The 16,072-nt window shown below is 28.5% G+C and carries 12 protein-coding genes; 10 read left to right on the top strand and 2 right to left on the bottom strand.

What is annotated here, in order from left to right; all coding sequences use genetic code 11:
- Positions 1-197: 197 nt before the first annotated feature.
- The 5 genes from I4U58_RS07510 to I4U58_RS07490 all read left to right on the top strand — a co-directional run bounded on the left by I4U58_RS07510 (position 198) and on the right by I4U58_RS07490 (position 7,905).
- Positions 198-1,958: an ABC transporter ATP-binding protein gene (locus I4U58_RS07510; protein WP_195930667.1), complete on the top strand. Its 1,761-nt coding sequence runs from the start codon at positions 198-200 to the stop codon at positions 1,956-1,958.
- Positions 1,959-2,176: 218 nt separating this feature from the next.
- Positions 2,177-4,555, top strand: a complete 2,379-nt coding sequence (locus tag I4U58_RS07505; protein WP_195930665.1) for an endonuclease MutS2 — start codon at positions 2,177-2,179, stop codon at positions 4,553-4,555.
- A 47-nt stretch (positions 4,556-4,602) separates the two neighbouring features.
- Positions 4,603-5,055, top strand: coding sequence for a DUF523 domain-containing protein (locus I4U58_RS07500; RefSeq protein ID WP_195930664.1), 453 nt, complete (start codon positions 4,603-4,605; stop codon positions 5,053-5,055).
- A gap of 105 nt (positions 5,056-5,160) precedes the next feature.
- Positions 5,161-6,861, top strand: a complete 1,701-nt coding sequence (gene argS / locus I4U58_RS07495; protein ID WP_195930663.1) for an arginine--tRNA ligase — start codon at positions 5,161-5,163, stop codon at positions 6,859-6,861.
- Positions 6,862-6,981: 120 nt separating this feature from the next.
- A complete protein-coding gene (locus I4U58_RS07490; RefSeq protein WP_195930662.1) occupies positions 6,982-7,905 on the top strand; it encodes a hypothetical protein in 924 nt (307 codons plus the stop codon).
- Here I4U58_RS07490 and I4U58_RS07485 read toward each other — a convergent pair.
- On the bottom strand, positions 7,902-8,102 hold the full coding sequence (locus tag I4U58_RS07485; RefSeq protein ID WP_195930661.1) for a hypothetical protein: 201 nt from the start codon (positions 8,100-8,102) through the stop codon (positions 7,902-7,904). The two genes, I4U58_RS07490 and I4U58_RS07485, sit on opposite strands and share 4 nt — an antisense overlap.
- A 106-nt stretch (positions 8,103-8,208) precedes the next feature.
- On the opposite strand from I4U58_RS07485, the gene I4U58_RS07480 reads away from it, so the two are divergent.
- Positions 8,209-9,978, top strand: coding sequence for a B12-binding domain-containing radical SAM protein (locus I4U58_RS07480; protein ID WP_195930660.1), 1,770 nt, complete (start codon positions 8,209-8,211; stop codon positions 9,976-9,978).
- Between the two features lie 18 nt (positions 9,979-9,996).
- Positions 9,997-11,139: a tetratricopeptide repeat protein gene (locus I4U58_RS07475; protein ID WP_195930659.1), complete on the top strand. Its 1,143-nt coding sequence runs from the start codon at positions 9,997-9,999 to the stop codon at positions 11,137-11,139.
- 325 nt (positions 11,140-11,464) lie between these two features.
- Here I4U58_RS07475 and I4U58_RS07470 read toward each other — a convergent pair whose 3' ends face one another.
- Entirely contained in the window at positions 11,465-12,031 is a 567-nt protein-coding gene (locus I4U58_RS07470; RefSeq protein ID WP_195930658.1) for a LysR family transcriptional regulator, read from the bottom strand.
- A 782-nt stretch (positions 12,032-12,813) separates the two neighbouring features.
- On the opposite strand from I4U58_RS07470, the gene cooS reads away from it, so the two are divergent.
- The 3 genes from cooS to I4U58_RS07455 all read left to right on the top strand — a co-directional run.
- Positions 12,814-14,781, top strand: coding sequence for an anaerobic carbon-monoxide dehydrogenase catalytic subunit (cooS, locus tag I4U58_RS07465; protein WP_195930657.1), 1,968 nt, complete (start codon positions 12,814-12,816; stop codon positions 14,779-14,781).
- Between the two features lie 145 nt (positions 14,782-14,926).
- Complete coding sequence (locus tag I4U58_RS07460) at positions 14,927-15,721, top strand: carbon monoxide dehydrogenase accessory protein CooC (protein WP_195930656.1); 795 nt, start codon at positions 14,927-14,929, stop codon at positions 15,719-15,721.
- A gap of 138 nt (positions 15,722-15,859) precedes the next feature.
- A partial coding sequence (locus tag I4U58_RS07455) for a formate--tetrahydrofolate ligase (protein ID WP_195930654.1) occupies positions 15,860-16,072 on the top strand: 213 nt, incomplete at its 3' end.

Genomic DNA, 16,072 nt, shown 5'->3' with positions numbered 1-16,072 from the left:
AGTTAATTTATATTTGAAAATTAATTTAAAAAATTCAGAAAAATGAAATGAAAATATTAGGAAAATCATGAAAATAATATGTTAATTTATATGAGGTAAATGTATAATTAAATGTATCATAATATATAAACATCTGTTAGTTAGGCAGATGTGTTTTAGTATGTAAAAATATTTTAAATATATTGGGAGGTTGTTTAATGGAAAATAAAAAATACAAAACTAAGGATTTGATAGGACGATTTATTCCTTATTTTAAGCCTTATAAAAATGTGCTATTGTTGGACTTATTTTGTGCATTTTTAACTACAGGCTGTGATTTGATATTACCTATGATATTAAGGTTTCTTGCAAATAAAGGGACTGAGGACTTGTCATCAATTACGGTACAATTAATAGCCAGTTTAGCAGGAGTTTATTTAGTACTTAGAATAATAGATGCAATAGCAAATTACTATATGACTAGAATCGGGCATATAATGGGAGCTAGAATTGAGACAGATATGAGAAAAGATGCATTTGACCATATTCAAAAATTATCAGATTCATATTTCAATAATACAAAAGTAGGTCAAATAATGTCTAGAATAACTAATGACTTATTTGATGTTACTGAGTTTGCACATCACTGTCCAGAGGAATTTTTCATAGCAGGTGTAAAGATAGTTATTTCATTTATACTTTTATCTAGAATAAATTTAGCTTTAACAACGATAATATTTATCTTCATACCTTTAATGGTTATATTCAGTATGGATCAAAATAGAAAAATGAAGAGAGCATTTAAAAAACAAAGAGTTCAAATTGGAGAATTAAACTCAAGATTAGAAGATAGTTTATTAGGTGTTAGAGTTGTAAAAGCATTCGCAAATGAAGATATAGAAGCAGAAAAATTCACACAAGATAACAGAAAATTCTTGGGAACTAAAAAAGAAACATATAAATATATGGCTGGATTTAAAATTATAACTTGTATATTCGACGGAATAATGTATTTAGTTTTATTAATTGCCGGTGGAATATTTATGATGAAAGGTCTTATCCAACCAGCGGACTTATTTGTATTCACATTATATGTAACAACTTTACTAGCAACAGTTAAGAGAATTGTAGAATTTACAGAACAGTTCCAAAAGGGTATGACTGGAATTGAGCGTTTTATAGAAATAATGGATTCAGACATAGATATATTTGACGATGAAGATGCAAAAGAACTGAATAATGTAAAAGGAAGTATAGAATTTAAGAATGTATCATTTGGATATAATGATAAAGATAAAGAAGTATTATCAAATATAAATTTATCTATTAAAGAAGGTGAGAAAGTGGCATTAGTAGGTCCATCAGGCGGAGGAAAAACTACCATATGTAACTTAATCCCACGTTTTTATGATACTACACAAGGAAGCATTTATTTAGACAATAATGATATAAAGAAAGTTACATTAAAAAGTTTAAGAAAAAATATAGGTATAGTTCAGCAAGATGTATATCTATTTGCTGGAACTGTTTATGAAAATATAGCTTATGGAGACCCTAATGCAACTAGGGAACAAATAATTGAAGCAGCAAAACTTGCAGGCGCACACGAATTTATCTCAGAATTAAAATATGGATATTATACTTATGTTGGAGAAAGAGGAGTAAAATTATCTGGCGGTCAAAAACAAAGAATAAGTATAGCTAGAGTATTCTTAAAAAATCCTAAAATATTAATTTTAGATGAAGCTACATCAGCCCTAGATAATGAAAGTGAATACTTAGTTTCTAAATCACTTGAGAGACTTGCAAAAGGAAGAACAACACTTACAATAGCACATAGATTAACAACTATACAAAATGCCGATAGAATACTTGTTTTAAATGAAAATGGAATAGTAGAACAAGGAAGTCATAAAGAATTATTGGATAAAAAGGGAGTTTATCATCAACTTTATATGATGGCAAATGAAATTGCATAAAGAAAAATAAAATAGATTAAAATAAATATAAAAATTTTATCCATAATAAACTTGGATTAGGTATAATAGAAGGTGGCTTTATAAAGAATTAAAGATTTTCTTATTTATACTTAATCTAAGTTAAATAAAAGTCTCATATAAGTATAAATTTGGGGTTTTTATCAATAATACTAATAATAAAAATATTGTGGCAAACGCCACAATAATTAGGAGGAAGAATGAACGAAAAATCGCTTAGAGTTTTAGAGTTTAATAAAATAATAGATAAGTTAAAAACAAAGGCGTCATCTTCTTTAGGGCTTAAACACATAGAGAATTTAAAACCGAGTAATGACTTTGATGAAGTAAAAAACACATTACTTGAAACAAGTGAAGCACAAGCTATACTTATTAAAAGAGGTTTAGTAAGTATGGATGGAATACATGATATAGAAGACAAGGCAAAAAGAGCTCATGTAGGGGCTACATTAGACCCAGGGTCACTTCTTAAGATAGCAGACTGCCTAAGAGTAGCACGTAGCCTAAAAAGAAATTTAGAAGGTTCAGAAGAAGAAGATTTCAATTATCCAATAATCCAAGCTCTTACAAACTCTCTATATACATATAGAGACATAGAAGATAGAATATACACTTCTATAGTAGGAGAGTCTGAGATTTCTGATAATGCATCGACAACACTTAGAACAATAAGAAGAAGGATTGTTCAAAAGAATCAATCTATCAGATCGAAATTAAATTCTATAATAAGTTCGACTACATATCAAAAATACCTACAAGATAACATAATATCTATGAGAGGTGATAGATTTGTTATACCAGTAAAAGCTGAATATAGATCAGTAGTTTCAGGTATAGTACATGACCAATCATCATCAGGGGCTACATTATTTATAGAACCTATGAGTATAGTTGAGATGAACAACGAACTTAGAAAATTAAAACTTGATGAACAAGAAGAAATAGAAAGAATACTAGCTGAATTATCAGCAATGATAGGTGAAATTTCTTCAGAATTAATCTCAAATCAAGAGATTTTAGGTAAATTAGATTTTGCATTTGCAAAAGGTAAATTATCTGTAGAGATGAGAGCGATAGAACCAGTTCTAAACGAAGAAAAATATTTCTACATTAAAAATGGTAGACATCCAATGATAGATAAGAGAGACGTCGTTCCAAATACTGTTTATCTTGGTAAAGACTTTGACACATTAGTTATAACAGGACCAAATACAGGTGGTAAAACCGTAACAATAAAAACAGTAGGTTTATTTGCACTTATGACACAAAGTGGTCTTCATATACCGGCTGATTTTGGAACTAGTATGTGTGTATATGACAATATATTTGCTGATATAGGTGATGAGCAAAGTATCGAACAAAGTTTATCTACATTCTCATCACATATGACAAATACTGTTTCTATCTTAAAAGAAGTAACAAGTGATTCTTTAGTAATATTTGATGAACTTGGTGCCGGGACAGACCCAGTTGAAGGGGCAGCTCTTGCAATAGCTATACTAGAAGATGTAAATATGGCTGGAGCTAAATGTATAGCAACAACTCACTACAGCGAACTTAAAAACTATGCCCTTACTAAAAAAGGTGTAGAAAATGCAGCTGTTGAGTTTGATGTAGACACATTAAGCCCAACTTATAGACTATTAATCGGTGTTCCAGGGAAATCTAATGCCTTTGAAATTTCAAAAAAATTAGGTTTAAGTGAATACATAATAAATAGAGCTAAAGAATTTATAAACACTGATAATATAGAATTAGAAGATGTACTACAAAACGTAGAGAAAAATAGATTAAAAGCAGAAGAAGATAAATTAGAAGCAGAAAAATTAAAAAGAGAAATAGAAGAAATTAAGGCAGAATACGAAGATAGGCTTGAAAGAGTTATGTCTCAAAGAGAAAAGATAATTAGCAAAGCTAAATCTGAAGCATTTAGCATAACTAGACAAGCTAAAGAACAATCAGAAAATATCTTAAAAGAGCTTAGAAAATTAGAAACAGAAATGGCATCAAAACAAAAACAACAAAAAATTGATGCACTTAGAAAAGAATTATCTGACTCAATGGGGAACTTACAGCCTTCAGTAAAAAGTATGATAGTGCCAAAAGTATCTTCTAAAGAAATAAAAGATTTAAAACCAGGTGATGATGTAAAAGTAGTAACATTAAACCAAGACGGAAGCGTAGTTTCTGTAGACAAAAAGAAAAAAGAAGCTGTCGTACAAATTGGTATAATGAAAATGACTCTACCATTTAAATCATTACAAAAAGTACAAAAAGACAAAAAATCAACAGTTACTAAAACAACTCGTAAGATAATTAGCGAAAAATCAGGAAAAGTAAAAGGCGAAGTTGATTTAAGAGGAATGAACTTAGAAGAAGCGATAATGGAAGTTGAAAAATATCTTGATGATGCCTGTGTTGCTGGACTTGAAACAGTGACAATAATCCACGGTATAGGTACTGGAGTTCTTAAAAAAGGTCTACAAGACGTATTAAAAAGAAACAAACACGTTAAATCAAAACGTCCAGGAGAATATGGAGAAGGTGGAGCAGGAGTTACAATAGTAACTTTAAGATAATATAAAAATCTAAAAGATTAACTTTATAGTTAATAAAGGTGAAAATTATGATAATAGTATCAGCTTGCTTATTAGGAGAAAACTGCAAATATAGCGGTGGAAATAATAAATCAGAAAATGTGATTAAGTACTTAGAAAATAAAGAATATATCTTAGTATGTCCAGAACAACTTGGTGGATTATCAACACCAAGGGATCCGTCTGAGATTATAACAACTGGAAAAAAAGATGGACATGATGTATTAGACGGTTCTGTAAAAGTTTTATCAAATAAAGGCATTGATGTAACATCAAACTTTATAAAAGGTGCAGAGGAAACTTTAAAAATAGCAAAAGAGTGCAATGCTAAAAAGGCAATATTAAAAGCAGGAAGCCCTTCTTGCGGATATAAAAAGATATATGACGGTACTTTTTGTGGAAATAAAATAAAAGGAATGGGAGTAACAGCTGCCATTTTAAATAAAGAAAATATAGCGTTATTAGATGAAGATGATATATAATTTATATCTTGAGTATATATAAGTTGAAAAACTTGAAAAAAATTAGAATTTGATTTAACATAGAGTAATAAATATGAACGTATTACAATAAGAGAGGAGAATAGAATGCAAGATTTTAAACTAGCAATCGCAAACTGTCTTAAAGAAAAGATAGAAGACTTAACATTAGAAGAAATAGTAGCATTAATAGAAGTGCCACCAAATAAGGAGATGGGGGACTTTGCGTTTCCATGCTTTAAATTAGCAAAAGTATTTAGAAAGGCTCCAAATATGATAGCTGCTGATTTAGCAGAAAATATTGAAGCTAACGGTGCAATATCAAAAGTTATGCCACTTGGAGGGTATGTAAACTTTTTCGTAAATAAATCACAATTAGCTAAAACAGTAATAAACGACGTTTTAACTAAAAAAGAAAAATATGGACATTCTGATTTAGGACAAGAGAAAGCTGTAGTAATAGACTTCTCATCTCCTAACATAGCAAAACCATTCCATATAGGACATATAAGAACTACTGTTATAGGTAATGCATTATATAAAATATATGATTCACAAGGGTACAACGTAGTTAGAGTAAACCACTTAGGAGATTATGGAACTCAATTTGGTAAACTAATAGTTGCGTTCAAACTTTGGGGAAGTAAAGAAGCTGTAGAAGCAAATCCAATACCAGAACTATTAAAATTATATGTAAAATTCCATGAAGAAGCTGAACAAAAACCAGAAATGGAAGATGAAGCTAGAGCTTGGTTCACTAAATTAGAAAACGGAGACGAAGAAGCAAAAGCTTTATGGCAATGGTTCAGAGATGAAAGTTTAAAAGAATTCGCTAGAGTTTATGATTTACTAGACATAGAGTTCGATTCATATGCAGGTGAATCATTCTATTCAGATAAAATGGATTCAGTTATAGAAACATTAAAAGACAAAAAATTATTAGTACAATCTCAAGGAACAAATGTTGTTGACTTAGAAGAGTACAATATGCCACCAGCATTAATAACTAAAAATGATGGTTCTACTTTATATATGACTAGAGACTTAGCTGCTGCTATATACAGAAAAAATACTTATGATTTCGACAAATGTATATATGTAGTTGGTTCTCAACAATCTCTACATTTCCAACAATTATTTAAAGTATTAGAGCTTATGGGATATGAATGGTCAAAAGACTTAATCCACGTTCCATTTGGTATGGTTGCATTAGAAGAAGGAACAATGTCTACAAGAAAAGGTAGAGTTGTATTCTTAGAAGATGTTTTAAAACAAGCTGTAGAAAAAACAAAAGAAATAGTACTTTCTAAAAATCCAAACGCTAAAAATGTAGAGCAAATAGCTAAACAAGTTGGTGTTGGAGCTGTAGTATTCCAAGAATTATCTAACAGCAGAATAAAAGATTATACATTCTCTTGGTCAAGAACTCTTAGCTTTGAAGGTGAAACAGGACCATATGTTCAATACACTCACGCTAGATGTTGTGCAGTATTAAGAAAAGCAGAGGAAGAAGTAACTACAGATATAAACTACAATTTATTATCTGATGGTGACGGAGCAGAAGTATTAAAAGTAATCGGATCATTCAATAAATCAATACTTGCTGCAATGAGAAAAAATGAGCCACATATAATCACTAGATTTGTTTTAGATTTAGCTCAAGCATTCAACAAATTCTACCATGACAACCCAATATTAGTAGAAGATGCTGAACTTAGAAAAGCTAGACTTGCATTAGTTGCTGCAACAAGACAAACTATAGAAAATGCTTTAGCATTATTAGGAATGCATGCACCAGAAAGAATGTAATTAATTGTAATAAAGTAAAATTTAAAAGGGGCTGTTGTACTATTTGAAGGAATACTAAAATAGTACGGGGCTCCTTATTTAATTATTAAAAGGAGGGAAGCTCCATAGGGCGGTTATTATATGAAAGATGATTTAATTAAAAATTGTTATATATCATCATTTGACATAGAGGACACTAGTTTAAAACATCTGATGATAATTGGTACAAAATGTCTTATAGATAATAAGTTGCAGAGAAATGTATATGTTGATAACAAGAGGCTTAAAGACGAGCTAATTTATTTTAATTTTTATGAAAATAAGCCACAATATATGGATGTATTAAATGTATTGTTGTCTCTAATTTTATCAAATACAAATATACAAAAAAGCGAAGATGAGGTATTATCCCTTATTCAAAAATATGTGAAGTACTTAAAAAGAGATAAGTATTTATTTGATTATATTTTAGCATCTGTATTATATAATAGTCTAATTCACAATTTAATAGACAATCCAAATTTAGAATATGAAGAAATACTTCAATCTATTAAAGAAAAGATGATTGGTTTACAAATAGAATTAGACAAAGCCAGTATGATAAAGTTCCAAATGGCGAGAATAAAAGCTATACAGATTATAGATAATTATATAGATTTAAAAATATGTGATTATGCAGAAAATGAATTAATAACAAACTTATTAAATGTTATTTATGACATCTATATAGAAGATAGAGAATGTTTAAATGATGGAATTTTAAGTATGAAAAAATCTATATTATCTATACTATCAGCAGAAGCTAATTTAAATATAGAGAATATAGATTTTATATCTTCAATGGGTGCGTATATTACAAAATTGAGAAAATACTCAATAAATAAGTCTCCGTATAATACTGGTTCAGATCCAAGAAGTTTGATTAATTTGAATCAAGGCGATACTATAGTTGATCCAATTTTAAACAAAATACAAGTTATATCTAAAGATTTTAGTAATAACATATTGAGAATTTCTGTTAAATCAAAATCTGGGCAATATACATTTAATTTTAAAAGAGTTTAGCAGTTTTCTTCTAGATAACCAAGAAATTGCTCTTCACTAGTTTCTGTTAAAAAACATAGTTCTTTTACTATGCTATTTCTAAGTTCTATGAAGTCAGGATTTTTTGTTTTTTTACTAGTAAACTCTAATGATTTTATTATTAATAATAAGTCTCTTTTTGATAAGTCATTAATAGTAACTTGATCGATTAATTCCATAGCAAACTTCCTTTCTAAATAGTAATTATATACTTATTATATTACAACATTATTCGATTTAAATACAGAGAAAAACAGTTTATAAATAAAAAAAGAGGTGGAAAATTTGAAAGTATTGCTTACAACTTTGAATTCAAAGTTCATTCATACAAATTTAGCAATAAGATACATCAAAGAGAGTATAAAAGACTTAGTAGATGTTGATATAAGAGAATATACAATAAATAATCAATTAGATTATATTTTAAAAGATATTTACTTAGCTAAATACGATGCCATATTCTTCTCAACATATATATGGAATATATATGATATCGTAAAATTATGTGAAAATATTAAAAAAGTAAATCCAAATGTAATAATAGGATTAGGTGGGCCAGAAGTTTCTTATGACAGCGAAGAGGCTATGGAAAAATATGAATTTGTAGATTATATAATTCGTGGCGAAGGCGAAATGGTTATGAGAGACCTTATGAAGCACTTCCACGGGGAAATGGATATAAAACATGTCGACGGAATTACATATAGACAAGATGGAAAGATTATTCAAAACAAAGAACGTATGTTATTAGCAGATTTAGATTTAATCCCAAGTCCATATGAAAACTTAGACATAACAGAATATGAAAATAGAATCGTATACTATGAAACATCAAGGGGATGTCCTTTTAACTGTCAATACTGTTTATCATCAGCTATAAAAGGACTTAGATATTTCGGTATAGATAGAGTAAAAAGAGACCTTAAAAATTTAATTGATGCTAGAGTTTCACAAATTAAATTTATAGATAGAACATTTAACGCAAATAAAAAGTTTGCAAAAGAGATAATGGAATTCCTTATGGAAAATGATAATGGTTACACTACTTATCATTTTGAAGTAACAGCTCATTTATTAGATGACGACATGCTAGAATTCTTAAAAGACTGTAAAGAAGGATTATTCCAATTTGAAATAGGTGTTCAAACTACAAACCAAGAAGCATTAGATGCAGTTGGAAGAAGAGATGATTTCGAAAAGTTATCTTACGTTGTAAAAACTATAGAATCTTATCAAAATATACATCAACATCTAGACTTAATTGCAGGATTACCATATGAAGGATATGACAGCTTTGAAAAATCATTTAATGATGTATTTGGATTACAAATAGAACAATTACAATTAGGTTTCCTAAAAATGATAAAAGGAACAGGTATGAGAGCTAGAGCGGAAGAATTTGAATATGAATACAAAGATTATGCTCCATATGAAATACTTAGCAATAAATTTATAAGCTATGATGAAATATTAAAATTAAAAGATATAGAAGATATATTAGAAAGATATTATAACTCTAATAACTTCTCATTATCAGTAAAATATATAATTGAAAATTATTATAGTGAAAGTGCATTCAAATTCTTTGAAGAATTTGCAACTTATTTTGATGAAATGGGATATTTCCATCTTGCGCAAGGTAAGAATCAGTTGTATAGTATATTACTAGACTTCTATAAAGAAAAAATCACAGAAAACTATGATTTATTTATGGAAATATTAAAATACGATTATGTTTCTTTAGGTAAAATTTCAAGTGTTCCTAATATATTTACAAAAGTAGAAGTAGATAATATTAAACCGAGAGTACATGAATTTTTACACGAAAGAGAAAATTTAGAGAAATATCTACCTAAACATGTAGATACGCCTACAAAATATATACTAAAATATGTTCATTTTGAACCATTTAAATACGACATATTAAAATTAAAACAAGATATTCATGCAAAATTGCAAGAAGAAGAGAACATAATATTATTTGTATATGACGACATAAAAGTATTTGAAAAATCTAGAACTTATAAAGTTGAATTAAAAGAACTTGTAAAATAGTTCGTAAGGAGGAACAATATGAAGTTTAGAATAGATAAATATTTATTATCTAAAACAGAGGAATTAGCTTTTATAACAGTTAAAGAAGATGCAGAATTTAATTTAGAAGGTTATACATTACCTAAAGAAGGTTTAAATGTGCCTATAAAAAATGAAGTATTAGTAAAAGGTATAAAAGAAAATACAGCACAAGACGGAATAAACTCTATGTCTATAGCTGATGCTATGATATACATAATAGGTATTGACCCACAGTTTAGATATAATGATGAATATAAAAAATTCTTAAAAGCATTAGAAAAGAATGTTAAATTTGATGCTAAATCATATATGGGATATATGTCTAGAAAATACTTTGAAATAGGTGAAGTGACAGATGCTCTTATATATGTAAAAGCACTTATAACTTTATACCCAGATGACATTCAAGGATTATATAACTATGCAATAGTTTGTCAAGAATTAGCGACTGAATACCAAAAAGATTACGATGCTAAAGCGATGAACGATATGTTATTAGAAGCTGGTGAAAAGCTTGAAAAAGTAACTAACTTAGATCCTAACTTTGCACTTGCATATTATCATTTAGGATACCATTATTATAACCAAAATCAATATATAAAAGCAAAAGTAATATGGGAAGAAGCATTAAAACTAGGACTTGATGAAGATTTTGTAGCAGAAGTACAAGATAACTTAGGAAAAATGTACTCTAAAGTAGAATATGAAGAAGGATATACTCTAGTATTCCAAGGAAAATTTGAAGAAGGACTAGAAAAACTGCTTCCATTAGAAGAAAAATACGGAGATTGGTGGAACCTATTATTTATGATTGGTTTAGCTTATAAAAACATGGGCGAAATAGAAAACGCTAAAGAATATTATGAAAAAATACTTAGAATGAAACCACAACAAGTTGATACTCTAGTTGAATTAGCATTATGTGAAGCATCTACATTAAACATGAATAGAGCAATAGAGCTTTTAGAAGCAGCTGCTAAATTAAAAGAAGACCCAGAAATACTTTGTAACTTAGGTATGGCGTACTTAAACGTAGGTAACTTTGATGATGCAAATTACTACATTGAAAGAGCTTATGAATTAAATCCAGAAGATGAAGTTACTGTAGCTTGTAAAAGAGAACTAGCTAAATATATATAAGTAAATAATATTTGAAATTTTATATACGGATAGACAAAATTTTTATAATTACTATCAAACAGAAAAAAGTTGTAGAATATACAACTTTTTTCTGTTTGTAAAGATTATTAATGCTTGTTAGAATAAGAAAAATGATAGAATAGTAATCTATAAAATAAAAGAGAAAAAGAAGAGAAAAAGTTTTAATAAGTATAAATGAATAATAACAAATTGGAATATATAAAAGGCGTATTTTTATTGAAAAGGTATGATTAATAAAATATAATATGAGAGGTAAAAATAAAACTTATCTTCTATCATATCTTTTAAAAATATAAAAAATTTACTATTTTTTTAAATCTAAAAAATCTATAAAGTCATGATTTGCTAATTTATGATTTTTATTGACTATAGCATAAAGTTTTTCGTGCTTGATTAGTTTATAATCAAATTTATTTTTGTCAAAATGTGCAATTACAAAACCTAAATCAACATCCCCGTTTAATATAGCTTCTTCACACTTTGAATCCGTATATTCTTTTATATTAAGAATAATATCTGGATAAATTTTATTAAATTCATTTATTAAGTCAAATGAAAGAGAATTTATCACCCCGAATGGAACACCTATATTTAAAAATTTTTTGTTTTTCTGTTTTATTTCGTTAATACCCTCTGTTAAAATATCGAATTGATAAACAATAGTGGATGCCTTATTTTTTAGATATTCACCATATGCAGTTAATTCATTACCCTTAGAGGTTCTATTAAACACAGGTACACCGATTTCCTTTTCAAGGTTGCTTATAGATTTACTTAAGCCTTGTTGAGATATATATAAGTTTTTAGCTGCTTTAGAAAAACTACCATCCCTACATATCTGTAAAAAATATCTTAAAATTTTTATATCCATTTACTCCTCCAAATTATATTTATTTGTATATAAGTTATATTTATATACTATCTTGAATTATTGATTTTTACAAATTCCATTACTGAATAGAAGTATTTGTAGATTATAGAACTATTTGTAGATTGTTAAAAAATATATAATAAAAAATGCAATATATGAACTAAGTATATAATGTATGTAATATTGTAAATATAAAAATTAACTTAAATATATTAACTATACTAAAAATAATACAAATACATAGAAAATCTAAAAAATATTATAAAAATAAAATTTATTTAGATTTTAAAACTAATAATTGTTAAAAAAAAATCAAATAAAAAGCCTGGGATAACGATTGCAAAAAGAGATAGGCAAGTGTACAATTGGAATAAAGTAGTATAGAATTAATTTGTATTACAAAAATTAAAAACTAAATGAAAAACATTTACAATTGATAAATCAAAGAGCTTATATCATAACAAAAATAATAAATTTAAATTCTTTAAAAATCTATACAAAAATATCAAAATTTATAGAAATTTAAATAATGAGAAGGCTTATAAAAACAAAATTTATCGAGTGTCAAAAAGACGTTTTATTCGTTAAAAAATTATTAAAATTTTTAACCAAAATTGGAAAAATTAGTATATAATTTAGTTAGGAATGTATTCTTAAAAGGAATATATTTTGCTGTCTAAAAATATATTTAATGATTGAGGATATATTTATATAAATATAGAGACAAATTCTTATAACAGCATTTTAGGGGAAATTAAATTTTTTTAAAGGGGAATATGAATATGGAAAAGAAAAAAGTTGATGTTTTAGAACAAATGCAAAATATGACTATAGACCTTAACAGTAAAGCCTTATTAGAAAAAGCTGAAAAAGACGGCGTTGAAACAATGTACAAAAGAAAATTAGGATATAAAGTACAATGTGGATTCGGTTTACAAGGTGTTTGCTGTAGAAACTGTGGTATGGGACCATGTAGAATCAGTCCAAAAACTCCAAGAGGACTTTGCGGTGCTGACGAACATACAATAGTAGGTAGAAACTATGCTAGAATGTGTGCTGGTGGTACAGCAGCCCATTCAGACCATGCTAGAGATATAACTCATACATTAGGATTAACAACTCCAGGAGGCGCATATCAAATAAAAGAACCAGAAAAATTAAAAGAATTTGCTGAATTCATGGGAATAGACCCAGAAGACAAAGATATATATGAATTAGCACATGAAGTATCTCATGTTTGTTTAATGGAATTTGGTAAACCACATGGCGTATCTAAATTATTAGCAAGAGCTCCAAAAGTAAGACAAGATATATGGAAAGAATATGGTATAGAACCAAGAGCAATAGATAGAGAAATTGCAACAGTAATGCATTCAACTCATATCGGATGTTGTGCTGATATAGATGCATTAATACATATGGCAATGAGATGTTCTATGGCAGATGGCTGGGCTGGATCTATGATAGGTACAATGTTATCTGATATATTATTCGGAACTCCAAAACCAGTACATACAGAAGCTAACTTAAATGTATTAGATGGAAATAATGTAAACATAATCCTTCATGGACATGAACCAACATTATCAGAAATGATAGTTTTAGCATCTGAATTACCAGAAATGCAAGACTTAGCTAAAGAAGTTGGTGCAGATGGTATAACATTATCAGGTATATGCTGTACTGGTAACGAATTAACAATGAGACATGGTATAAAAATAGCTGGTGACTTCCATCAACAAGAATTAGCAATAATCACTGGTGCTGTAGAAGCTATGATAGTTGACGTTCAATGTATATTCCCTGCATTAGCAGAAGTTGCAACTCATTATCATACTAAATTCATAACTACTTCACCAAAAGCTAAAATAACTGGTTCTACTTACATGGAATTCCATGAAGAAACTGCATTAGAAGATGCAAAAACAATAGTTAGAGAAGCTATATTAAACTTCAAAAACAGAGATAAATCAAAAGTTATGGTTCCAGAATTAAAATCAGAAGCTATGGTTGGTTATGCTGAAGAAGCTATAGTTGGACAATTAAATAATGTTGTTAATACTCAAATAGATGATATGAACACATTAAAACCATTAATAGATGTTCTTGCATCTGGTGTAATAAGAGGGGTAGTAGGAGTTGTTGGATGTAACAATGCTAGAACACCATCTAACTACAACCACTTAACTATAATGAAAGAATTAATTAAAAATGATTACTTAGTTGTAACTACAGGATGTGGTGCATCAGCAGCAGCTAAAAATGGATTAATGTTAAAAGAAAATGCACCTAAATACGCTGGTAAAGGTTTAGCAACAGTTTGCCAATTAGTTGATATACCACCAGTAATCCATTTAGGATCTTGTGTTGACAACTCTCGTATATTAAATATATGTTCATTAGTTGCTAATGCATTAGATATGGATATAGCTGATTTACCAGTTGCAGGTTGTGCTCCAGAATGGATGTCAGAAAAAGCTATAGCTATAGGTACTTATGTAGTTGGTTCTGGTATAGAAACATTCTTAGGTGTTATGCCTCCAGTTACAGGTTCATCTAGAGCTGTCGAAATATTATGTGGAAGCATAAGAGATAAAGTTGGAGCTAGCTTCCATGTTAATGAAGATCCAGTAAGCTGTGCTCAAGATATAATGGCTTGTATAGAAGCTAAGAGACCTCACTTTGAAGAATTATACCAAGAAAAAGTTCTTAATAAGAGAGTTGCTGGAGAATTAGTTAGCTTATACTAAGATTTACTGTTAAATAGATAAATATCAAATTTATAGAATAGATAAGGGTAGTCTATTAAAAAGATAGACTACCTACAAATACATGTTAGATAGACATAAAAATAAATAGTTTATAAACTATATGACAAAAGGTGGTAATAAAAAAATGAAAGTAGCAATAACAGGAAAAGGTGGAGTAGGCAAAACAACTTTTGCCTCAATGTTATCAAGAATGTTTGCTGATGAAGGCTATAGAGTTGTTGCTGTAGATGCCGATCCAGATGCAAACTTAGCCTTAGCGCTAGGTTTTCCAAAAGAAGTATATGATTCAATAGTGCCAATTTCAGAGATGAAAAAATTAGTTTCTGATAGAACTGCAACAAGTGAAGGTACATTTAATAAAATGTTTAAATTAAATCCTAAAGTAGATGATATACCAGAAAAATACTGTAAAATGCACAATGGTGTAGGACTATTGACTTTAGGAACAGTTGATACAGGTGGTTCAGGATGTGTATGTCCAGAACATGTACTATTGAAAAGATTATGTTCTCATTTAATACTACAAAGTAAAGATGTTGTTGTTATGGACATGGAAGCTGGTATCGAACATTTAGGTAGAGGAACAGCACAAGGCGTAGATGCTTTTATAGTAGTTGTTGAGCCAGGGGAAAGAAGTTTACAAACTTATAGAAAAGTTAAAAAACTAGGCAAAGATATTGGCGTACAGAGAGTTTTCGTTGTTGGAAATAAAATGAGAGATGACGACGATATTGAATTTATAAAAAGTAATCTAGAAGATGGTGAAGCTTTAGGGTTTATTCATTATAATCAAACTGTAATAGATTCAGATAGAGCTAATCAGTCTCCATATGATGTTAGTGAAGAGACTAGAAATGAAATTAGAACTATAAAAAATAGATTACTAGAAATTGAAAAAGAAAACAAAAACAATAAATAATTTTTATTTTTATTTAGTTTAAAATTATTTAAATAGTATTTAATTAACATTAAATTTAGAAAAAATACTGTATAATTAAATTAGTATTCAAATTAATTGATGTTATTAAAATATATATAATGTGGGAGGATGTTTGTTATGGGATTCAAATCAGATATTGAAATAGCTCAAGAAGCTAAACCTCAAGATATTAGAGAAATAGCTAAAAAATTAGGATTAACAGAAGACGACTTAGAGTTATATGGTAAATATAAGGCTAAAGTCGACTATAACCTACTTAAAAAAGATAATGGTAAAAAGAAAGCTAAATTAATATTAACTACAGCTATCAACCCAACTCCAGCAGGAGAA

Source organism: Clostridium sp. 1001270J_160509_D11, from assembly GCF_015667935.1.
Classification (GTDB): domain Bacteria; phylum Bacillota; class Clostridia; order Peptostreptococcales; family Peptostreptococcaceae; genus Intestinibacter.
This window is presented reverse-complemented; position numbering and strand designations above follow the sequence as displayed.